Source organism: Pseudomonas sp. M20, from assembly GCF_045037865.1.
GTDB lineage: Bacteria > Pseudomonadota > Gammaproteobacteria > Pseudomonadales > Pseudomonadaceae > Aquipseudomonas.
In genome coordinates this window covers 6,106,850-6,128,482 of sequence record NZ_CP173611.1, presented here as the reverse complement: position 1 = coordinate 6,128,482, position 21,633 = coordinate 6,106,850, and the positions used below count along the sequence as shown (strand labels likewise).

At 59.9% G+C, this 21,633-nt stretch carries 20 protein-coding genes; 13 read left to right on the top strand and 7 right to left on the bottom strand.

Annotated elements, in window-relative coordinates:
* Window positions 1-10 precede the first annotated feature (10 nt).
* From ACI514_RS27235 to ACI514_RS27220, 4 genes are all read left to right on the top strand, one after another.
* Entirely contained in the window at window positions 11-556 is a 546-nt protein-coding gene (locus ACI514_RS27235) for a twin-arginine translocation pathway signal protein (protein ID WP_160059774.1), read from the top strand.
* A 91-nt stretch (window positions 557-647) separates the two neighbouring features.
* Complete coding sequence (locus ACI514_RS27230; RefSeq protein WP_160059775.1) at window positions 648-2,243, top strand: GMC family oxidoreductase; 1,596 nt, start codon at window positions 648-650, stop codon at window positions 2,241-2,243.
* A gap of 114 nt (window positions 2,244-2,357) precedes the next feature.
* The gene (gene coaD, locus ACI514_RS27225) at window positions 2,358-2,837 is read left to right on the top strand and encodes a pantetheine-phosphate adenylyltransferase (RefSeq protein ID WP_003229157.1); all 480 of its coding nucleotides are present in this window, start codon (window positions 2,358-2,360) and stop codon (window positions 2,835-2,837) included.
* A gap of 141 nt (window positions 2,838-2,978) precedes the next feature.
* Entirely contained in the window at window positions 2,979-3,230 is a 252-nt protein-coding gene (locus ACI514_RS27220) for a YfhL family 4Fe-4S dicluster ferredoxin (protein ID WP_003195146.1), read from the top strand.
* 134 nt (window positions 3,231-3,364) lie between these two features.
* Here the strand turns inward: ACI514_RS27220 and ACI514_RS27215 are convergent, their stop codons facing one another.
* The 3 genes from ACI514_RS27215 to ACI514_RS27205 all read right to left on the bottom strand — a co-directional run bounded on the left by ACI514_RS27215 (window position 3,365) and on the right by ACI514_RS27205 (window position 5,395).
* Window positions 3,365-3,688, bottom strand: a complete 324-nt coding sequence (locus ACI514_RS27215; protein ID WP_160059776.1) for a multidrug transporter — start codon at window positions 3,686-3,688, stop codon at window positions 3,365-3,367.
* A gap of 69 nt (window positions 3,689-3,757) precedes the next feature.
* Window positions 3,758-4,570, bottom strand: coding sequence for a bifunctional DNA-formamidopyrimidine glycosylase/DNA-(apurinic or apyrimidinic site) lyase (gene mutM, locus ACI514_RS27210; protein ID WP_102901348.1), 813 nt, complete (start codon window positions 4,568-4,570; stop codon window positions 3,758-3,760).
* A 12-nt stretch (window positions 4,571-4,582) separates the two neighbouring features.
* Entirely contained in the window at window positions 4,583-5,395 is an 813-nt protein-coding gene (locus ACI514_RS27205; RefSeq protein WP_174244536.1) for an HDOD domain-containing protein, read from the bottom strand.
* A 228-nt stretch (window positions 5,396-5,623) separates the two neighbouring features.
* Here ACI514_RS27205 and ACI514_RS27200 point away from each other — a divergent pair, with 228 nt between their 5' ends.
* The 6 genes from ACI514_RS27200 to ilvD all read left to right on the top strand — a co-directional run bounded on the left by ACI514_RS27200 (window position 5,624) and on the right by ilvD (window position 13,350).
* Window positions 5,624-6,163 (top strand): type 1 glutamine amidotransferase domain-containing protein, encoded by a 540-nt coding sequence (locus tag ACI514_RS27200; RefSeq protein WP_160059778.1) that lies wholly within the window; start codon window positions 5,624-5,626, stop codon window positions 6,161-6,163.
* A 171-nt stretch (window positions 6,164-6,334) separates the two neighbouring features.
* The gene (locus ACI514_RS27195; RefSeq protein WP_160059779.1) at window positions 6,335-7,531 is read left to right on the top strand and encodes a class I SAM-dependent rRNA methyltransferase; all 1,197 of its coding nucleotides are present in this window, start codon (window positions 6,335-6,337) and stop codon (window positions 7,529-7,531) included.
* A 437-nt stretch (window positions 7,532-7,968) separates the two neighbouring features.
* Window positions 7,969-9,042, top strand: coding sequence for a SagB family peptide dehydrogenase (locus ACI514_RS27190; protein WP_160059780.1), 1,074 nt, complete (start codon window positions 7,969-7,971; stop codon window positions 9,040-9,042).
* On the top strand, window positions 9,039-10,016 hold the full coding sequence (locus ACI514_RS27185) for a diiron oxygenase (RefSeq protein ID WP_405122705.1): 978 nt from the start codon (window positions 9,039-9,041) through the stop codon (window positions 10,014-10,016). Before ACI514_RS27190 ends, ACI514_RS27185 begins: the two co-directional genes overlap by 4 nt.
* Entirely contained in the window at window positions 10,009-11,241 is a 1,233-nt protein-coding gene (locus ACI514_RS27180; protein WP_160059782.1) for an MFS transporter, read from the top strand. Before ACI514_RS27185 ends, ACI514_RS27180 begins: the two co-directional genes overlap by 8 nt.
* 267 nt (window positions 11,242-11,508) lie before the next feature.
* Window positions 11,509-13,350, top strand: coding sequence for a dihydroxy-acid dehydratase (ilvD, locus tag ACI514_RS27175; protein WP_160059783.1), 1,842 nt, complete (start codon window positions 11,509-11,511; stop codon window positions 13,348-13,350).
* 191 nt (window positions 13,351-13,541) lie between these two features.
* Here the strand turns inward: ilvD and ACI514_RS27170 are convergent, their stop codons facing one another.
* Window positions 13,542-14,603: a hypothetical protein gene (locus ACI514_RS27170; protein ID WP_064116295.1), complete on the bottom strand. Its 1,062-nt coding sequence runs from the start codon at window positions 14,601-14,603 to the stop codon at window positions 13,542-13,544.
* Between the two features lie 242 nt (window positions 14,604-14,845).
* On the opposite strand from ACI514_RS27170, the gene ACI514_RS27165 reads away from it, so the two are divergent.
* A complete protein-coding gene (locus tag ACI514_RS27165) occupies window positions 14,846-16,237 on the top strand; it encodes an L-cystine transporter (protein ID WP_041063642.1) in 1,392 nt (463 codons plus the stop codon).
* Window positions 16,238-16,345: 108 nt separating this feature from the next.
* Here ACI514_RS27165 and ACI514_RS27160 read toward each other — a convergent pair whose 3' ends face one another.
* Window positions 16,346-16,858 carry a dihydrofolate reductase gene (locus tag ACI514_RS27160; protein WP_160059786.1) on the bottom strand — a complete coding sequence of 171 codons (513 nt, stop codon included), beginning with the start codon at window positions 16,856-16,858 and terminating at the stop codon, window positions 16,346-16,348.
* 85 nt (window positions 16,859-16,943) lie between these two features.
* On the opposite strand from ACI514_RS27160, the gene ACI514_RS27155 reads away from it, so the two are divergent.
* Both ACI514_RS27155 and ACI514_RS27150 read left to right on the top strand, forming a co-directional pair.
* The gene (locus ACI514_RS27155) at window positions 16,944-18,317 is read left to right on the top strand and encodes a DUF2868 domain-containing protein (protein WP_405122704.1); all 1,374 of its coding nucleotides are present in this window, start codon (window positions 16,944-16,946) and stop codon (window positions 18,315-18,317) included.
* On the top strand, window positions 18,310-19,695 hold the full coding sequence (locus tag ACI514_RS27150) for a GTPase/DUF3482 domain-containing protein (RefSeq protein ID WP_405122703.1): 1,386 nt from the start codon (window positions 18,310-18,312) through the stop codon (window positions 19,693-19,695). Before ACI514_RS27155 ends, ACI514_RS27150 begins: the two co-directional genes overlap by 8 nt.
* A 173-nt stretch (window positions 19,696-19,868) precedes the next feature.
* Here the strand turns inward: ACI514_RS27150 and ACI514_RS27145 are convergent, their stop codons facing one another.
* A complete protein-coding gene (locus tag ACI514_RS27145; RefSeq protein WP_160059789.1) occupies window positions 19,869-20,429 on the bottom strand; it encodes a phosphonate degradation HD-domain oxygenase in 561 nt (186 codons plus the stop codon).
* Window positions 20,429-21,562: a TIGR03364 family FAD-dependent oxidoreductase gene (locus ACI514_RS27140; protein ID WP_405122702.1), complete on the bottom strand. Its 1,134-nt coding sequence runs from the start codon at window positions 21,560-21,562 to the stop codon at window positions 20,429-20,431. The genes ACI514_RS27145 and ACI514_RS27140 overlap by 1 nt, the downstream gene beginning before the upstream one ends.
* Window positions 21,563-21,633 lie beyond the last annotated feature (71 nt).

Genomic DNA, 21,633 nt, shown 5'->3' with positions numbered 1-21,633 from the left:
AATAAAAATAATGCACCCAAGCCTGACCGAAACACCTGCCCTGTCCCGCCGCGGCCTGCTGAAATTCAGCCTCGGCGCCACGGCGTTGCTTGCCACCGCCGGACTCGGCGCCAGCCTCAGTGGCTGTTCGTCGAGCGTCGCGGCCAACGGCTTTGTCTCGTTGCGTGACGGCGATCTGCTTTTTCTGCGCGCACTGATCCCGGTGATGCTCGACGGCGCGGTGGCAGCCGAGAGGATGCCGAGCGCGGTTGATGGCACGCTCAAGTCGCTGGACTACAGCCTCGACCACCTGTCGCCGGAAATGCTCAAGCTCACACGACAACTGTTCGATGTACTCGGCATGGCCGTGACGCGCGGACCACTCACCGGGATCTGGGGCAGTTGGGAGAACGCCAGTGCCGAGGCCATGCGGCATTTCCTTGATCGCTGGGAAAACAGTTCGCTGAACCTACTGCGCATGGGGCATAGCTCGTTGCAGCAGATGGTGATGATGGCCTGGTATACCCGCGCGGAGTCGTGGGCGCATTGCGGTTATCCAGGGCCGCCTAGCGTCTGAAACCGTGTCGCTCCCTTCGCGAGCAGGCTCGCTCCCACAGGGGGCGGCCGCCACATCGCCGCATCCAAAAATAATAAAGAGAACCTGATCGATGCCCGTACCCGACCCGTTCCGCGAAGGCCTCGCCCGAGGCTGGAAAACCTACAACGGCGCACAACTGAGCGACGACCTGACCCTGGAAGCCGACGTGGCGATCATCGGCAGCGGCGCCGGTGGCGGCACCACCGCCGAAATTCTCAGCGCTGCCGGCTACAAAGTCCTGCTGATCGAAGAAGGCCCACTGAAAACCAGTTCCGATTTCAAAATGCTTGAAGACCAGGCCTACAGCAGCCTCTATCAGGAAGGCATCGGCCGCATGAGCAAGGACGGCGCGATCACCATCCTCCAGGGGCGCGCGGTCGGCGGCACGACGCTGATCAACTGGACATCGAGTTTTCGCACTCCAGAGCCGACCCTCGAACATTGGGCCAAAGAACACAACGTCAAAGGCCACAGCCCCGCCGAAATGGCGCCGTGGTTCGAGAAAATGGAACAGCGCCTCGGCGTCGCGCCGTGGATGGTGCCCCCTAACGCCAACAACGATGTGATCCGTAAAGGCTGCGAACAACTCGGTTACAGCTGGCATGTGATTCCGCGCAACGTCCGTGGCTGCTGGAACCTCGGATACTGCGGCATGGGCTGCCCGACCAACGCCAAGCAATCGATGATGGTCACGACTATTCCGGCAACGCTGGAAAAGGGCGGCGCGCTACTTTATCTGGCCCGCGCGGAGAGGCTGCTGATCAGCGGCGACAAAGCCACTGGCCTGCAATGCGTGGCGATGGATGAACGTTGCGTCGCGCCGACCGGACGCAAAATCACGGTCAAGGCGCGGCATTATGTGCTGGCTGGCGGCGGCATCAACAGTCCAGCGCTGTTGCTGCGATCGGACGCCCCGGATCCGCATGAAAACCTGGGAAAACGCACCTTCCTGCATCCGGTGAACATGTCCGCCGCACGCTTCGATGAGGTCATCAACCCGTTCTACGGGGCGCCGCAGTCGATCTATTCCGACCATTTCCAGTGGAAGGACGGCACCACCGGGCCGATGGCCTTCAAACTTGAAGTGCCGCCGCTGCACCCGGCGCTGGCGGCCACGCTGCTCGGTGGCTTTGGTGAGGAAAGTGCGCAACACATGGCTGACCTGCCACACACCCACGCCATGCTGGCCTTGCTGCGCGACGGTTTTCACCCGGACAGCACGGGCGGTGCAGTCGAGTTGCGGAGCGATGGTTCGCCGGTGCTCGACTATCAGGTTTCGCCCTACGCCTGGGAAGGCCTGCGCCGGTCCTTTCTTGTCATGGCCGAAATCCAGTTCGCCGGCGGCGCCAAATCGGTGATGCCGATGCACGCCGACGCCCGTTACGTGAAGACCCTGGCCGAGGCACGCACGCTGATCGATGGTTTGAGCCTCGAGTTGCATCGCACGCGTCTGGGCAGCGCGCATGTCATGGGCGGCTGCGCGATGGGTGAAGACCCGAAAAGCGCGGTCACCGACAGTCTCGGCCGGCATCATCAACTGGCTAATCTGTCGATTCACGACGGCTCGCTGTTCCCCACCAGCATCGGTGCCAACCCGCAATTGTCGGTGTATGGCCTGACCGCGCAACTGGCGACATCCCTCGCCGATCGTCTGAGAAACCCGTGAAAAACCGATTGTTGCCATCGTCTATAGTGCTTTCTTACCCAACAGGCGACTTGGCCGACCGGGACGGCTGCGATACCATCCGACTCCCCAACGGACTCCCGCCAGGACGACGCGATGAACCGAGTGTTGTACCCAGGTACCTTCGACCCTATTACCAAGGGCCATGGCGATCTGGTCGAACGCGCCTCGCGCCTGTTCGATCACGTGATTATTGCGGTCGCTGCCAGCCCGAAGAAAAACCCGCTGTTCCCGCTGGAACAACGGGTCGAACTGGCTCGCGAGGTCACCAAACACCTGCCGAACGTGGAAGTGGTCGGCTTCTCGACGCTGCTGGCGCATTTCGCCAAAGAGCAGAATGCCAACGTGTTCCTGCGTGGTTTGCGCGCGGTGTCGGACTTCGAATACGAATTCCAGCTGGCCAATATGAACCGCCAGTTGGCCCCGGATGTGGAGAGTCTGTTTCTCACCCCGTCCGAGCGTTATTCGTTCATTTCCTCGACGCTGGTACGGGAAATTGCCGCGTTGGGTGGCGATATCAGCAAGTTCGTCCACCCCGCTGTGGCCGATGCGCTGACCCTGCGCTTCAAAAAGTAGGAGCTGCCGCAGGCTCGGGCTGCGATCCTGGCTGTTGATTACAGCCCTTGATCGCAGCTGCGTGCACTGCGCTCGCCAATGCGGCACAATTGCGCGCATTGATTTATAGCGCCCGGGCCTGCCGCCCCGGCTGGAGTTAGCATGTCCCTGATCATCACCGACGATTGCATCAACTGCGACGTCTGCGAACCCGAGTGCCCGAACGCCGCCATCTCCCAAGGCGAAGAGATCTACGTGATCGACCCGAACCTGTGCACCCAGTGCGTCGGCCACTACGACGAACCACAGTGCCAGCAGGTTTGCCCGGTGGATTGCATTCCGCTGGACGAGGCTCATCCGGAGACTGAAGAACAGTTGATGGAGAAGTACCGGAAGATTACCGGCAAGGCCTGATCCGCCGGATTTGTAGCGCTTTCTCGGGCCTCTTCGCGAGCAGGCTCGCTCCCACATTGGAATGCATTTCAAATTGTGGGAGCGAGCCTGCTCGCGAAAGGGCAATCAGCAGCTCCGCAAATCACTGGATCAGCTCACTCGCGCTGCTCAAACCCCTCCCCGATGCACCCCAGGCACCGCACAAAAGCGGCTTTCGCCGGATCGACCACCAACGCCTGCCCGGCATCGCCAATCCCGCCGCCCAGCGCGGTAAACGGCAATGACACGACAAACGCCCCCGCACCAATCACCGTCGCCACCACCAATAAAGGTCGGGCAATCAGCAAATCGCCGAGCATGGCGTACGCCGGGGGATTCTGGATGGTGTAGCGCGGGTCACCGCTGCCGTTTTCCGTGGCCTGAACAGCCAGACTGGAACACAGCAGCAGCGTAACAAAGAGGACTTGCAAGGATTTCATGGCACGATCCTTCGGGCTGAACAGTGAGACAACTCACTATAGACCGTAGGACTTTTTCAGCTTTTTACCTCAGCTCTGGCAGCGCGGGCAGAACACACTGGCACGCTGGCCTAGCTTCACTTCACGCAAGCCAGTGCCACAGACCTTGCAGTGTTCACCGCCACGGCCATAGACAAACAGCTCCTGCTGGAAATACCCCGGCTGACCGTCACCGCCAATGAAATCACGCAACGTTGTCCCGCCACGCTCGATGGCAGCGGCCAGAATGCGTTTGATCTCGATCGCCAGCTTCAGATAGCGCCCCCGGGAAATCCCACCGGCCTCGCGGCGCGGGTCGATCCCGGCAGCAAACAGCGCTTCGGTCGCATAGATATTGCCGACGCCCACGACCACCGCGTTGTCCATGATGAACGGTTTGACCGCCATCGAACGTCCCCGCGACAGCTGAAACAAACGCTCGCCATCGAACAGATCAGTCAGAGGCTCCGGGCCGAGGCGAATCAGCAGTTCATGATTGAGTGGATCATTGCTCCACAACATCGCGCCGAACCGTCGCGGGTCGGTGTAACGCAGCGCCAGACCTGACTCCAGCTCGATGTCGACGTGTTCGTGCTTGAGCGCCGGCAAACCGGCTTCGACCAGACGCAAATTGCCCGACATGCCCAAATGACTGATCAACGTGCCGACCTCGGCGTTGATCAGCAAATACTTGGCGCGGCGCTCGACCAGCACGATGCGCTGCCCCGACAGGCGCACATCGAGGTCTTCCGGGATCGGCCAGCGCAACCTCCGGTCGCGAACAATCACCCGACTGACACGTTGGCCTTCCAGATGCGGAGCAATCCCGCGACGAGTGGTTTCGACTTCCGGCAGTTCAGGCATAGCGTCCTCGAATCAATGCGCGCCGAGGTCGCGGATCGTTTGTTTGAGGGTTTCGAAGTCGTAATCCGACAGCCCTACATAGTCGAGTACCAACGGCCCGACGGCGTTCCATTCGAAATCTTCGGTCTGGTTGCCCAGTACCCGGTAAGACGCACAGATATGCTCGGCCATTTTCAGGATCGCCAAAAGATTTTTCAGTTGGCTGTTCTTTGACGACTCATCGCTGAATATCGCCAACGCGTTGTGGTGGTTGGCGATGGCGGCGCTGACATGCTCCGGCAGGCGCCAGGACTTGGCGGTGTAGTAGCCGACCACGGCGTGGTTGGTGTTGAACTCGCTGTTCTCGGTGTCGACCACCCGACATTCGGCGCTGGCATTGGCGTAAGCCTTTTCCAGCACCGTCATGTAAGTGGGGAACCGTTGCAGCATCAACGGCACGCCGCAATCGTGGAACAGACCCAAGGCGTATGCCTCGTCACCGGCTTGAGTACCGATACGTTTGGCCAGCGTCAGGCACGTCATCGCCACGTCCTGAGCGGTGTCCCAAAAACGGTTGAGGGTGACGATGGTGTCGTCGTTCATCTCGCCCTTGATCGACTGCGCGTTGATCAGGTTGATGATCGAGCGGCTACCCAACAGGTTCACCGCGCGCTGAATCGAGGTGATCTTGTTGCTCAGACCGTAATACGGCGAATTGACGATTTTCAGCAGCGAGCCGGACAAACCCGGATCCTGAGCGATCAGTTTGGCGATCACCTCCAGGTCGGGGTCGGGCATGTACTGCTCCATTTGCAGATCCACCATGATCTGCGGTTGCGCCGGCACACTGATGCCTTGCAGCGATTGTTGAATCTGTTCGGTGGTCAGCTCTTGGGACATAAGTACACACTCTGGGACAGGCGGCGATTCTAACCTCTAAAAACCGCGAGACGACACACCAGTGGGCAATTGTCAGGAACTTTCATTCAGGCCACGGCTTCGGAATCTGTAATGCCCAACGGATCACTCCGACCCCTTGCGGCGGCAAACTCCCACAGACTCAGGAGCTTATCGATGGCCACTTCCCTCAACGGCAAACGTGTCGCCTTTTTGGTAACAGACGGTTTCGAGCAGGTCGAACTGACCGGTCCCAAGCAAGCATTGGAACAAGCCGGCGCTCAGGTCGATATCCTTTCCACCGAGGAAGGCAAGGTCAAAGGCTGGAACCACGACAAACCGGCGGATGATTTCAAGGTCGATCAGACCTTCCAGAGCGCCAGCAGTGAGCAGTACGACGCGATCGTCTTGCCGGGCGGCGTGCAGAACTCCGACACCATCCGCATCGATCAGGACGCCCAGCACTTGGTCAAGACCGGCGCCTCTGCCGGCAAACCGATTGCGGTGATCTGCCATGGCGGCTGGTTGCTCATCTCGGCAGGGCTGGTCAACGGTAAAACCATGACCAGTTACAAGACGCTCAAGGACGACCTGGTCAATGCCGGGGCCAATTGGGTCGATAAAGAAGTGGTCAAGGACGGTCACCTGATCAGCAGCCGTCAGCCGGATGATATTCCGGCGTTCAGCAAGGAGTTGATCAACGCACTGTCGGCGTAGCATTGGGGACCGCATTCGCGAGCAGGCTCGCTCCCACATTGGTCTTGTGTCGGTCACAAGCCCTTTGTGGGAGCGAGCTTGCTCGCGAAGGGACCATAGCGTTCATCGCTCATCAAACCCGACACAAGTCGCAACACGCTATACTCCCGCTCTTTTTTCCGGAGCGACGTCATGTCCCTGCCTAGCTTGCGCCTCAAAGCCAACGCCGACCGTCGCCTGCGCGCCGGTCACCTGTGGGTCTACAGCAACGAAATCGATGTAGCCGCCACCCCGTTGCACGGCTTCAATGCCGGCGATCAGGCCATCCTCGAAGCCGCCGGTGGCAAGCCATTGGGCATCGTGGCGATGAGCCCGAACAACCTGATCTGCGCCCGCCTGCTGTCGCGCGACACCAAAGTTGCGCTGGACAAATCGTTGCTGGTGCACCGCCTGAACGTGGCCCTGTCGCTGCGCGAGCGCCTGTTCGACAAACCGTTCTATCGCCTGGTTTACGGTGATTCCGACCTGTTGCCAGGTCTGGTGGTCGACCGTTTCGGCGACATCGTAGTCGTACAGATCGCCTCGGCGACCATGGAAGCGCATAAAGATGACGTGATCGCCGCGCTGACCCAAGTGCTCAAGCCAAGCGGCATCCTGTTCAAGAACGACTCCGCCGCGCGCGACGCCGAAGGCCTTAACCGCTACGTCGAAACCGTGTTCGGCCTGGTGCCGGAATGGGTGGCACTGGAAGAGAACGGCGTGAAGTTCGAAGCCCCGGTCATTCAGGGTCAGAAAACCGGCTGGTTCTACGACCACCGCATGAACCGCGCCCGCCTGGCCCCTTACGCCAAAGGCAAACGCGTTCTCGACCTCTATAGCTACATCGGTGGCTGGGGTGTGCAGGCTGCTGCGTTCGGCGCCAGCGAAGTGTTCTGCGTCGATGCTTCGGCTTTCGCTCTCGACGGTGTTGAGCGCAACGCTGCGCTGAACGGTTTCGCCGACAAGATGACCTGCATCGAAGGCGACGTCTTCGAAGCCTTGAAGGAGCTGAAAGCCAGCGAAGAACGCTTCGACGTGATCGTTGCCGATCCGCCGGCGTTCATCAAACGCAAGAAAGACATGAAAAACGGCGAAGGCGCCTACCGTCGCCTGAACGAGCAAGCCATGCGCCTGCTCAACAAGGACGGCATTCTGGTCAGCGCATCGTGCTCGATGCACCTGCCGGAAGATGACCTGCAGAACATCCTGCTGACCAGTGCCCGTCATCTGGACCGCAATATCCAGTTGCTCGAGCGTGGCGGTCAGGGTCCGGATCACCCGGTGCACCCAGCCATCGCTGAAACGCGCTACATCAAGAGCATCACCTGCCGCTTGCTACCCAACAGCTGATCCATGCGGATAACGGGGGAGCCAGCAGGCTCCCCTTTTTTTTGCGCGCATCCCTTTCTCCTCGCTACCCCCAGTACTTCCTACAATTATTTTCTCGCTGACGTGCAGGATATTTCCTTACGTCTTTTAATTATTGAATATTACCCTACAAGTTTATTTTCGGCTAAAGACTGCTCCGACAAAATTACTGGAAATTTCCTACTTAATATCCTCTTGCCAATAATCCATTACAAACTATTATGAAGTTATCACCACGAGGTGACTTCAACTATCAATGAACAAGGAGTTCACATCATGAAACGTATTTCTCTGGAAAGTAAAAAAATCGCAAATCTGGCTTTTCTGGTTGCCCCTAAAGCCCGCTAAGTAAGTCAGGACGCTGGGGAGTGCCGGCAACCCGGCGTCCTTTTGACTTTTTCCAGAGTGAACTGACAGACATGTACATCAACCCTTACTTATTTATATTGCCGCGCTCACCCGGGCAAATCGTGTGGAACTATAAAAACCATACACAGCATGAACTCGATCTGAATTATGCCAATCGACTTGCACAGCTAATCTACAACCCGGAACTTTTCGACACCCACAACTTAATAGACACACAACTATTAAGCGCGGGCATTCTAACCATTTCAAAGATAGACAGTCCGCAATGGGGTTGGGATGAACTGTCGAAGATTTATCACATCGGCACGCAAAACATTCCCTGCGAACATACCCCACAGAATATTCACGAGTGGTCCAGACAATATCTGGCGCACTGCAACGAAGTACTGGCCACCCCACAGCCCGCTACAGACCGCCCGACGCCCGCACCGGAGCAGCGTATCGCGCTGCCAGCGCCGTGCGCTTTGAATGACGATCGCCTGGGAAATGTTCTGCTCCAGCGCAAAACCTGCCGTTCCTATACAGGTGCCGCGATAACGCTGAATGACGTTGGCACCCTGCTCTACCTTGCCCTCGGTTATCTCCACGAACGTGACAACGATCGCGACGACAGCATCGCCCAAGGGCTCAGCGCACGCCGGAGCAGTCCTTCCGCTGGTGGCCTGAACGCTTGCGAGGGCTTTCTTCTGGTGCAGAACGTCGATGGCCTGGAGCCTGGCATCTATGCCTATCATCCGACCGACCACACCCTGAGCCGGGTTAATCCATTGCCTGAGCCCGAGTTAGGCCAATTGCTCGGCGGTCAGCATTTCATCAACAACCTGCCGTTGGGTTTGTTTATCACCGCCCGTTTCGACCGGCTCTGGTGGAAGTACGAACACTCGCGGGCCTATCGCATGGCATTCGTTGAAGCGGGCCACTTGTCGCAGACCTTTCAACTGGTCGCCACGGCATTGGGCCTCAACACCTGGCTGACCGGTGCGTTTGCCGACCAGCAGGTTGAAGCACTCCTCAAGCTTGAGGCCAGTGCTGAACAACCGCTGTTCTTCGTTGGTTGCGGACAAAGCGACGGGCAAGTGATGTGTCACGAAATGCGCGAGCTGTTGCGTGAGGGGCAAGCATGACCCTGTCGATTGCCGACCCGGATCAAGCGCCGGTGTCCTGGGCGCTCAAATTTACCTTGGGAGACTGGGACAGCCGTGCCTCGGTGCGCAGCAGTACCCATGACTACCAATTGCCCGACGATGTGCCGCTGCAGCTGCAAACCCGCCATTGGTTTCCACCGGCGTTTCTGCCTTATCTGGCACACCCGGCTATCCAGACGGCGGGGCGTGATGTGTTGCACCGACTGTCAGCCAACCACTTGGTGCACTTTCTCGATTACACCACCCTGCTCGAACACCGCATCGTCAACCGTGCCGTGGAAGTCATCGTGCACCGCGAACTGCCCATTTACGTGCCTCTGGCGATGAAACATGCGGCCCTGCAGCTCTACACCGACGAAGGTTATCACGCGCTGTTCTCCAACCATCTCGCAGAACAGATCGCCGCGTTTTACGGGTTCACCGGACGTCCGGTGATTGCGAAGCGCATCACCCGCATGAACGCTCTGATTACCCGCACTCCGGAAAAGAACCGCCCACTGGCATGGTTTCTGCTGGGTTTCGTCTCGGAAACCATCATTGCCCGGGAGCTGCTGGACATCTGCCGCGACAGTCTGGTGTCCAGCGTCAACGACATGCTGCGTGACCATCTGGCCGACGAAGCCCGCCACAGTCGCTACTTCGCCGAAGCGTTCCATTACTTCTGGCTGTCGATGAACAGCCGCCAACGCACGTTTGCGAGCAGAACACTGCTGGAAATCATCGGGATTTTTTTCGAGGCGGATGAACGCTGGCTGCAACAGAGTCTGCGAGGAGCCGGCATCGCCGACAGTGACGTGATGGAAATCGTCGGCGGCATGGCCACGGTGCAGGCCAATCGCGCGCGTGCACGATCAGGTTCCATCGCCACGCTGGATGCACTACGCAAGGCTGGTTTTTTCGCACTTCCCCATAACCAGAAGCTCTTTGCCAAGGCAGGACTGATCGGTGGATAAAGGAAAATCCGAAGCAACCACCCGGCAACGCCGCGCCGCTGTCAGCCTGTTGCTGGCCATGGTGCTGTTGGGCGTATTTCCGCTGGATGTTTTGCTTCCTTCATTTCCAGCTCTCGCGGCGCATTTTCTCAGATCACCGGCAGACATCGCGCTGTCCATCAGTCTGTTTGCTGTGGGGATCGCATTTGCTCAGGTTCTGATCGGCCCCCTCTCGGACGTGATCGGACGCAAGGGCTTGTTACTCGCCGGCATGAGCGTATCGATACTGGGTGCGCTCGGTTGCGTGATGACCTCCGATTACCCGCTATTTCTCATATTCCGGGTGATGCAGGCCCTGGGATGTGGATGTTTCGTACTGTCCCAGGCGCTTGTGCAGGATCTGTTCGAAGGTGAGGAACGCGACCGTTTGCGTATCCTGATGGTCACGGCCACCGGGATCTTTATCTCGGTGTCGCCGTTGGCCGGCACCTTTCTTCAGGCCTCACTCGGTTGGCGCGGCAGCTTCTGGGTGTTTACCGCGCTGTCCGCAACGGTGCTGATCAAGGCCTGGCTGTTTTTACCGAACAGCCGACCGGCCTACAGCGGCACACGGCTCGGTTTCATTCAGTCCTACCGCCGCGTGCTGGGGGATTTCGAGTTTGTCGGCTACTGGCTGATTTCAGCGTTCGCTTTCGCCTGCCACTTCTCGTTCATCGTGATTTCGCCGCTGATTTTCATGGATCAATTGGAGCTGGCGCCCTATGACTTTTCACTGATCCTGCTGGTTTACGGCGCTGCCTATGTAGTCGGTGGCATCCTTGCCGCCGTACTCAATCGACGCATCACGCCGGTTCAGCAAATCCTCACCGGGCTGAGCCTGATACTGCTGTCGGGGCTGGCGATGCTGTACCTGGCGGCCAATCATGCGCTGGCGCCGGCCACTGTGTTGATCCCGATGCTGATCTGCACGGCGGGCACCACCATTGCCCGCCCCGCCGCCACCTCTCGGGCCATGGGCCTGTTTCCTGAGAGCGCCGGGACGTCGGCCTCGGCGGGCAGTACGATCATCTTTATTTGTGGCGGGCTTATCAGCGCATTGATCAGCCTCAGCCCAGCCAATCTGCAATCGACGCTGGGCTACAGCTTTGTGTTGCTGAGCGCGACAGCGCTGGTGCTGAACAACAGGCTCAGCCGCCGCGCAAGAAACGTTGAAGCCAATGTCGTTGCACAGACCGGCGGTGATTAAACCCGCCGGTCGTCATCCCACACACGCCGTCTGCACTGGAACAATGCTTTGCGCCATTCCCTCCAGACGCCAGCGGTGTAGAATCGACTGATTCATCGCCATTCATCCCCCGGCGGGTTTATGAGCTCAGGCTGAGACCAGCGGCGATCCCGCAACGTCATCGGCAACTTCACGGACACACGGTCATTTCTGAGTGTTCCAGACGTCAATAGAAGCTCACTCCCCTTTTGCACCTGTTAGTAAGTGATTAGCCGCCCGGAGTGTTCCATGCCAGATTACCGTTCGAAAACATCCACCCACGGCCGCAACATGGCCGGTGCCCGCGCATTGTGGCGCGCCACGGGGATGAAAGATGACGACTTCAAAAAGCCGATCATCGCCATTGCCAACTCGTTCACCCAGTTCGTACCGGGCCACGTGCACCTGAAGGATCTGGGCCAACTGGTCGCCCGTGAAATCGAACGCGCCGGTGGCGTAGCGAAAGAATTCAACACCATTGCCGTGGATGACGGCATCGCCATGGGCCACGACGGCATGCTGTATTCGCTGCCGAGCCGCGAGATCATCGCTGACTCCGTCGAGTACATGGTCAACGCCCACTGCGCCGACGCCATCGTCTGCATCTCCAACTGCGACAAGATCACCCCGGGCATGCTGATGGCTGCCTTGCGCCTGAACATACCGGTGATCTTCGTTTCCGGCGGCCCGATGGAAGCCGGCAAGACCAAACTCGCCTCCCACGGCCTCGACCTCGTCGATGCCATGGTGATCGCCGCCGACGAAAGCGCTTCTGACGAGAAAGTCGCTGAGTACGAGCGTAGCGCATGCCCGACTTGCGGCTCGTGCTCCGGCATGTTCACCGCCAACTCGATGAACTGCCTGACCGAAGCACTGGGTCTGGCACTGCCGGGCAACGGTTCGACCCTCGCCACCCACAGCGATCGCGAACAACTGTTCCTGCAGGCCGGCCGTACCATCGTTGAGCTGTGCAAACGCTACTACGGCGAAAACGACGAATCGGTATTGCCGCGCAACATTGCCAACTTCAAGGCGTTCGAGAACGCGATGATGCTCGACATCGCCATGGGCGGTTCGACCAACACCATCCTGCACTTGCTCGCTGCTGCCCAAGAGGCGGAAATCGAGTTCGACCTGCGCGACATCGACCGTCTTTCGCGCACCGTTCCACAGCTGTGCAAGGTTGCGCCGAACATCCAGAAGTACCACATGGAAGACGTGCACCGCGCCGGCGGTATCTTCAGCATCCTCGGTTCACTGGCCCGTGGCGGTCTGCTGCACACCGACCTGCCGACCGTGCACAGCCGCAGCATGGAAGAAGCCATCGCCAAGTGGGACATCACCCAGACCACCGATGAAGCGGTGCATCACTTCTTCAAGGCCGGCCCTGCCGGTATCCCGACGCAGACGGCGTTCAGCCAGTCGACCCGCTGGGAAACTTTGGATGACGACCGTGAAAACGGCTGCATCCGCAGCTTCGAGCACGCCTATTCGCAAGAAGGTGGCCTGGCCGTACTGTACGGCAACATCGCGCTCGATGGCTGCGTGGTGAAAACCGCCGGTGTTGACGAGTCGATTCACGTTTTCGAAGGCAACGCGAAAATCTTCGAAAGCCAGGACAGCGCCGTACGCGGCATCCTCGCTGACGAAGTGAAGGCGGGCGACATCGTCATCATTCGCTACGAAGGCCCGAAAGGCGGCCCGGGCATGCAGGAAATGCTCTACCCGACGTCGTACCTGAAATCCAAAGGTCTTGGCAAAGCCTGCGCGCTGCTCACCGACGGGCGTTTCTCTGGTGGTACATCCGGTCTGTCGATCGGTCACGCTTCACCAGAAGCAGCAGCCGGCGGCGCGATCGGCCTGGTGCAGGACGGCGACAAAGTGCTGATCGACATTCCGAACCGCTCGATCAACCTGTTGGTCAGCGACGAAGAACTGGCCGCACGCCGCGCCGAGCAGGACAAGAAAGGCTGGAAACCGGTCGAGATTCGTCCACGCAAAGTAACCACCGCCCTCAAGGCTTACGCCTTGCTGGCGACCAGCGCCGACAAAGGTGCTGTGCGTAACAAAGCGATGCTCGACGGGCTGTAAGCGTCAAATCGCCGAAACAAAAATGCCCCGCCAAGTGCGGGGCATTTTTTTGTCTGACCGAAATCCCAACGTCACTGCAGATCAAACTGTGGGAGCGAGCCTGCTCGCGAATGCGGTATGTCAGAAACACAGATGGCGACTGACACTACGCTTTCGCGAGCAGGCTCGCTCCCACATTGGATCGGTGTGGCTTACTGAATTTCCTCAGGCTTGACGATCACCCAGTTCTTGTCCGCCGTCACCGGCAACCCTTCCTTGGCCTGCGCCGCTGCATGCTTGGCCATCATGCCGTTGAGCTGGGTCATGTATTTGTCTTTGCGGTTGATCCACAAGTGAATGCCGCCCTTGGCCACGTCGACATCGTGGAACAGCATGTAGCCGTCGCTGGTCGGGGTATCGCCACCCACCAATACCGGTTTTTTCCATTCATCGATGTAGGTGAGGATCGCCGCATGCTTGCCGGCCATCCACGTCGCCGGGGTCCACAGATACGGGGTCAGTTCGAGGCCGAGGTTGGCCTTCTCGTCATATTTGCCGGCGGTAATCTGCTTGCGTGCCGTGGTCAGTTCGTTGGTCTCGCGGTTCTTCAGCAGGGTGGTCACGCCGATGACGTTCTGCGGTTTGACGTTGTAGCCGTACTTCGGATCCGCCGCGACCATGCGCACCAGTTCTTCAGAGGCGGCGGTCATCACGTAGACCTCGATGCCGTTCTCCATCAGCTTGTTGTACAGCTCTTGCTGGCCAGTGAAGATCTTCGGCGGATTGACGTCGAGCTTCTTCACCACATCGCCTTCGTAATAAGTCGCCGGCACCGGTTTGCCCGAGGCCATCAGCTCATCGACGTAGCCTTTGAGTTCCTTGAGAGTGAAGCCGGAGAACACCTGCGCCACCCACGGGTAACAGACCATGTCGTCGACTTCGCAGAGCCGGTAGTAGTAACTGAACAGGCTTTCCTTGTGGTCGGCGGTGTCCTTGAACGGCATCAGTTTCAGCGAAGGGTCGAGTTTGTCGCGGGTGATCAGGCCCTTGTTTTCCATGAACGGCAACAACGACTCTTCGAGGTCGTAGCGGTAACTGGTGTTGTCCATGTCGAACACCGCGTAGTTACCCTTGTTGGCATTGGCGGCGATCATCGCGTCCAGCGCCTTGGCCTGATCCGCCGGCCAGTGTTTCAGGTCAGTAGCGAACGCCTGAGTGGCCAGGCCCATGCCCACTGTCAGCGCGACAGCCAGAAATTTCGGTGCGAACTTCATAAGCCTCTTCTCCCTGATTCAAAGAGATCGACGCTAACAAATATGTGTGACAGTCCTCGTCTGTCAGCGACCGCCCTCGTCCCTGTTTGCGCCAGATGCATTGCCGAGAGCGACACGGGCTTATTCCAAAAACGACGGACGCCCTAAGATTTCGGTATTAAATCATTGCAAATCAAGCTGTTAGGCTTGCCGGTTCGCAGCAGCCCCGGAAGGCTGTTGGCACAGTCTTTCCTGGAGATCTCATGAATCTACCGTTGATTCTCAACCTGCTGGTGTTCCTCGCCCTGCTTTTCGGTCTGGCACAAACCCGCCACACCACGTGGAGCCTGGCGAAAAAAGTCCTGCTCGCGCTGGTGCTGGGTGTTGCGTTCGGCGTGGCCCTGCACACCGTTTACGGTGCCGGCAACCCGGTGCTGAAAGCGTCGATCGGCTGGTTCGATCTGGTCGGCAACGGCTACGTGCAGTTGCTGCAAATGATCGTCATCCCGTTGGTGTTCGCCTCGATCCTCAGCGCCGTGGCACGCCTGCACAATGCTTCGTCGCTGGGCAAGATCAGCTTCCTGACCATCGGCACCCTGCTGTTCACCACCGCGATCGCGGCGCTGATCGGCATCGGCCTGACCAACCTGTTCGGCCTCACCGCTGAAGGTCTGGTCGCCGGCACCCAGGAAATGGCCCGTCTGCAAACCATTCAGACCGACTACGCCGGCAAGGTCGCCGACCTGAATGTGCCGCAACTGCTACTGTCGTTCATCCCGCAAAACCCGTTTGCCGATCTGGCGCGGGCCAAGCCAACCTCGATCATCAGCGTGGTGATTTTCGCCGCGTTCCTCGGGGTCGCAGCGCTGCAACTGCTCAAGGATGACGTCGAGAAAGGTCAGAAAGTGATCAACGCCATCGACACCCTGCAAGCCTGGGTGATGCGCCTGGTGCGTCTGGTGATGAAACTGACCCCATACGGCGTGCTGGCGCTGATGACCAAAGTGGTCGCCGGTTCCAACCTGCAAGACATCATCAAACTAGGCAGTTTTGTGGTGGTGTCGTACCTCGGTCTGGGCCTGATGTTCGTGGTGCACGGCTTGCTGGTATCGGCGGCCGGGATCAACCCGCTGCGTTTCTTCCGCAAGATCTGGCCGGTGCTGACGTTCGCGTTCACCAGCCGCTCCAGCGCCGCGAGCATTCCGCTGAGCATTGAAGCGCAGACCCGGCGTCTGGGGATTCCGCAGTCAGTGGCGAGTTTTGCTGCGTCGTTCGGTGCGACGATTGGCCAGAACGGTTGCGCGGGCCTGTACCCGGCGATGTTGGCGGTGATGGTTGCGCCAACCGTGGGTATCAACCCGCTGGATCCGCTGTGGATCGCGACGCTGGTGGCGATTGTGACGTTGAGTTCGGCGGGTGTGGCCGGGGTCGGTGGCGGCGCGACGTTCGCGGCACTGATCGTGCTGCCGGCGATGGGCTTGCCGGTGTCACTGGTGGCGTTGCTGATTTCGGTTGAGCCGCTGATCGACATGGGTCGCACGGCGTTGAACGTGAGTGGTTCGATTACGGCTGGCGCAATTACCAGTCAGGTGATGCAGCAGACGGATAAAGCGTTGCTGGATGCTGATGAGCATGCGGAGTTGGCGCAGGCTTAAGCTCTTTTTTGCCTGATCCGGCCTCTTCGCAAGCAGGCTCGCTCCCACATAGGAATGCGTTTCCCCTGTGGGAGCGAGCTTGCTCCGGGCGGCGTTCCGACGAAGCTCTTAGGCTTTCTCCCAAACCTCAAAGCTGTACGCGGGTTTGTCGCCCTCAGCTGGATTCGGCACATTCGACACCAGCTTCCACTGGTTCAGATCAAACTCCGGAAACCACGCATCCCCTTCCGGGCTCAGCGCCACGCGAGTCAGATACAGTCGATCCGCCTGCGCCAGCCCTTGCGCGTACAACTGCGCGCCGCCAATCAGCATCAGCTCATCAACGCCCTGTTCCTTTGCCCATTCCTCGGCGCGAACCACCGCGGCTTCCAGCGACGGATAAACCTCGGCACCTTCGAGCACCAGATCGGCCTGACGGCTGACCACGATGTTCAAACGCCCGGGCAACGGCCGACCAAGCGAATCCCAGGTCTTGCGGCCCATGATGATCGGCTTACCCAAGGTCGTGGCCTTGAAGTATTTGAAGTCCCCCGGCAGGTGCCAGGGCATGCTGTTGTCGACGCCGATCACGCGGTTTTCACCGAGGGCTGCGATCAGGCTGAGAGGGAGTGATTTAGTCATGCCGGCGAGGATACCAGAGCCACGCTTACCCCGATAAGCGCCACAGCGGTTATGCTCAGCGCTCAATTAAGCGACGAGACGCTGCGTGACTGAACTGACTCCACTGCAAAACCTCTGGCTCACCGAGACCGTGCGTCTGCGCGAAGAACATGCCGGTCCCCTGGATGATGTTGAAGCCAATCGACTGGCGCGCACGGCCGGCGGTGATCTGTCGGGCCGTATTCAGCGCCGAGCGTTGTGGCTGGCCGAGCGTGACGGGCTGACGGCCGCACTCAAACACTGGCTGCAAGGCGCGCGTCTGGCGCTGGTGTTGCTGATGATCTTCGCGGTCCTGAGCGGCGCTGGTCTGGCCTTCGCTGCGCTGGGGCAAACGCCGGTCAACGTGTTTTGGGCCTTGGGCAGTCTGCTCGGGCTGAACCTGATTCTGCTGCTGAGCTGGTTGCTGGGCTTGATCTTCGCCGGCGAACACGGCGCCACCCTTGGACGATTGTGGCTGTGGCTAAGCGAAAAGATGGCCCGCGACGCCAAAGCCGCGCAACTGGCGCCGGCACTGTTACTAATGCTGCAACGCAAGAAACTCAATCGCTGGGCACTCGGTACGCTGGTCAACGGCTTGTGGCTGTTGGCGATGCTCAGCGCATTGATTCTGCTGCTGACGCTGATGGCGACCCGGCGCTACGGCTTCGTCTGGGAAACCACGATTCTCAGCGCCGACACGTTTATCCACGTCACCCACGCGCTCGGTTATCTGCCGTCGCTGCTCGGTTTCAATGTGCCAACCGTGGAAATGATCCGCGCCAGCGGCGACGGCGCGCTCGACATCGAAAGCGCCCGTCAGGCCTGGGCGACATGGCTGGTTGGCGTGTTGGTCGTGTACGGCGTGCTGCCGCGTCTGCTGCTGACGCTGTTGTGCTTCTGGCGCTGGAACAGCGGCAAAGCTGCGCTGCGTCTGGACCTTAACCTGCCCGGCTACGCGCAATTGCGTGAACGTCTGATGCCGACCAGCGAACGCCTCGGCGTCAATGATCCGGAGCCTGCGCAGTTGCATCGCGTCGAAAGCAGCGTCGGCGAACTGGTGAGCGAAGGCGCGTTGCTGGTCGCCATCGAACTCGACGAACAACGCCCATGGCCGCCCGCGCTGCCGAAAAACGTCAGCAACGCCGGCATTCTCGACAGCCGCGAATCGCGGCACAAACTTCTCGAACAATTGAGCCGCTTCCCGCCATCACGTCTGGCCATTGCCTGCGACCCACGGCGCTCGCCGGATCGCGGCAGCCTCGCCTTGATCGCCGAACTGGCGCGCAGTGCCGGGGAGACGCGCGTCTGGCTGCTGCAAGCGCCGCCGGGCGAAGCACTGGACGCCGAACGCCTCGGCGACTGGCACGTCGCCCTGCAACAGCTTGATCTGAAGTTTGCCGATTGCGCGCCGTTGAACTGGCTGGAGACTGGCCATGACTGATGCCTGGAAAGCGCCGCTGAAACTCGCGGTGGTCGGCCACACCAACGTCGGCAAGACCTCGTTGCTGCGCACGCTGACCCGCGACGTGGGTTTTGGCGAAGTCTCCCATCGCCCGAGTACCACCCGGCATGTCGAAGGCGCGCGGTTGTCAGTGGACGGCGAGCCGTTGCTCGATCTCTACGACACGCCTGGCCTGGAAGATGCGATCGCTCTGCTGGATTTTCTCGAACGCCTGGAGCGGCCCGGCGAACGCCTCGATGGCCCGGCGCGGCTGGCGCGTTTTCTCGACGGCAGCGAAGCGCGCCAGCGTTTCGAGCAGGAGGCGAAAGTGCTACGGCAACTGCTCGCTTCCGACGCCGGTTTGTATGTGATTGATGCCCGCGAACCGGTGTTGGCCAAATATCGTGATGAGCTGGAAGTGCTCGCCAGTTGTGGCAAACCGCTGCTGCCGGTGCTGAATTTTGTCAGCAGCGCCAACCATCGCGAGCCAGATTGGCGCGAGGCGCTGGCGCGGCTTGGGCTGCATGCGCTGGTGCGTTTCGACAGCGTAGCGCCGCCCGAGGATGGCGAGCGGCGGCTGTATGAAAGTCTGGCGCTGCTGCTGGAAAATGCTCGGCCACAACTGGAACGGTTGATTGCCGATCAACAGGCTCAGCGCCTCGCCCGCCAGCAAAGTGCGGCGCGATTGATTGCTGAATTGTTGATCGACTGCGCCGCGTGCCGGCGCAGTGTGGTCAGTGAAGCTGCGCAGGAACAGCAAGCCATCAGCGAACTGCGCAAGGCTGTGCGTCAGCGTGAGCAGAAGTGTGTTGAGGCGCTGCTCAAGCTCTATGCGTTTCGTCTGCAGGATGCGACGGCGAGTGATTTGCCGTTGCTGGACGGGCGTTGGGGCGATGACTTGTTCAACCCGGAAACCTTGAAGCAACTCGGCGTGCGCGTGGGCGGCGGTATTGCTGCCGGTGCGGCGGCAGGGGCTGGCGTGGATTTGCTGGTTGGCGGGATTACCCTCGGCGCGGCAGCTTTGGCAGGGGCGATTGCCGGGGGTGCGCTGCAGACGGCGCGTAGTTATGGCAGTCGCTTGCTCGGCAAGATCAAAGGGCAGCGTGAGCTGACGGTGGATGACGGGGTGTTGCGGCTGTTGGCGTTGCGCCAGCGGCAGTTGGTGTTGGCGCTGGATCAGCGTGGGCATGCGGCGATGGATGCGGTTCAGGTGGCGACTCCGCAGGATAAGACTTGGCGCGAGGGCAAGTTGCCGGAAGCGCTGAACAAGGCGCGGGCGCATCCGCAGTGGTCGTCGCTCAATCCGCAGGCGAAGTTGAATCAGGCTGAGCGGCAGGAGCAGATTGAGGGGTTGGTTGCTCGGGTGCTTGAGCTTTAGATCGCTACCCCCTCACCCCAGCCCTCTCCCCCAAGGGGTAGAGGGGGAAAGGGAGCAGATCTGCATGCTGTCCAAACCTGAGTTCGGCTGGATATTTCAGGTCGATGTATGACCCAAGAACAACACGGTCAGCTCCCTCTCCCTCCGGGAGAGGGCTGGGGTGAGGGTTGCAATCACCCGGCCGACAACAAAACCTCAGCCTTGCGCTTGAGAACCGCCAAATCCATCACCGGCACCGCCCTCTCCTTGGCCAGCTCATCCCACTGCCGCATCCGCAGACTGACCGCACACAACGGATCGCGCTCAAACACATCCGCTTCAGCCTCGGTCATCACCCCACCCTGATACGCCAGGGTCCGCCGACTCGCCTCACTTAATCGATCAAAATACCCCGGCTCACGCAACGTCAGATACCGCTTGGCCTGCACGTGATATTCCACCAGCCGCGCCATCCGCTCACTGAAACCGGCCTCACGCAAATAATGCGCACCCAGCCGTTCATGGCTGACCACACCATAGCCGCCCATGTTCTCCGCGCCCTCGGCACACAAATGGCCGATGTCATGGAAGAACGCCGCGAGCACCACTTCGTCATCAAAACCTTCGGCGATCGCGAGTTCGGCAGACTGGGACATGTGCTCGATCTGCGATACCGGTTCGCCGATGTAATCGCTGGTGCCGAAGCGCTCATACAACCCGAATACCCGCGCGACGACTTGCTCGTGACCTGTCATCAAACTTCCTCCAACAACTGCGCAATGTTGCGCTCGGCCATGGCCGGGCCGACGCTCATGCCGACACCCGTGTGCATCAGCGCCACACTCAACCCTGCTGCCGGGCGCAGGAATGAAAATGGCCCCGGCCCCCGGGAACCATAGACGCCCTGCCAGCGCTCGACCACTTGCACCTTGCAGCCCAGCGTCTGTTCGGCCAGTTCGAGCATCCAGTTGTCCACTTGCTCGGCGTTGAACGGTGAAGGCTCGCTGCCGTAATGGTGCGAGTCGCCGATGATCACTTCGCCGTAGGGCGTCGGGCTGATCAACAGGTGGATGCCGTTGTCGTGCAGGTGCGGTTGTTCGCGCAGGATTTGCGCCTGCACCGCCGCCGCTTCCGGCAGATCGGCGAAAGCGCCGTAGTGCACGCAGCTCAGGCCGGTGAGCAAGGCGTGTTGCAGATTCAGATCGATCTGCGGTTTGGCGCGGAGCATTTGCAGGCGGCAGATTTGCGGGTCGAGCGCGGCGATCGGCTCGGCCAGCAAGGTCTGATAATCGTGGCCGGAGCAGACGATGATCTGCTTCGCGGTAAAACTGCCGGCGGTGCTGTGCAAGTGACCGGGCTCTACATCGCGCACCAGCGTGGAGAAGTGGAACTCGACGCCGAAGTCTCGGCGCAGGTAATCGATCAGCGCTGGAATTGCTTCACGCGAGTACAGCTGTTGATCGTCGATACCGTGCAACGCGGCGCGGTGGTGGCTGAACTGGCCGTGATACAGATCGCGCAAGGCCGCGCCGCGCAGCAACTGGATGTTGTAACCGTGCTCCACGGCGCGACCGTTGCAGAACACTTCCAGCAAGTGTTCTTCAACTTCAGTGCGAGCGAACAGGTACGAGCCGTTACGCTTGATCTGCAAACCGGCGAGCTGCGCCCAGTCGCCCCAGATGTCGCGGCTGGCCTTGGCTAGCTCGAGCATTTGGCCAGGTGGTTGGCCAGTGACCAGCGCCTGGCCGAAGTTGCGCACCGAGGCGCCGAGAGGCGTGGCGGTGCGTTCGAAGACGGCGACCTTGAGGCCGCGTTTGGCGGCGGCGTAGGCGTGCGATAGGCCCAGAATGCCGGCGCCTACGACGAGCAGGTCTTTGTGTTGTGTCATCTGGATGATTTCCTGAATGAAAGACCGCTATCGCGAGCAGGCTCACTCCTACAGTTGGAATGCGTTCCCCT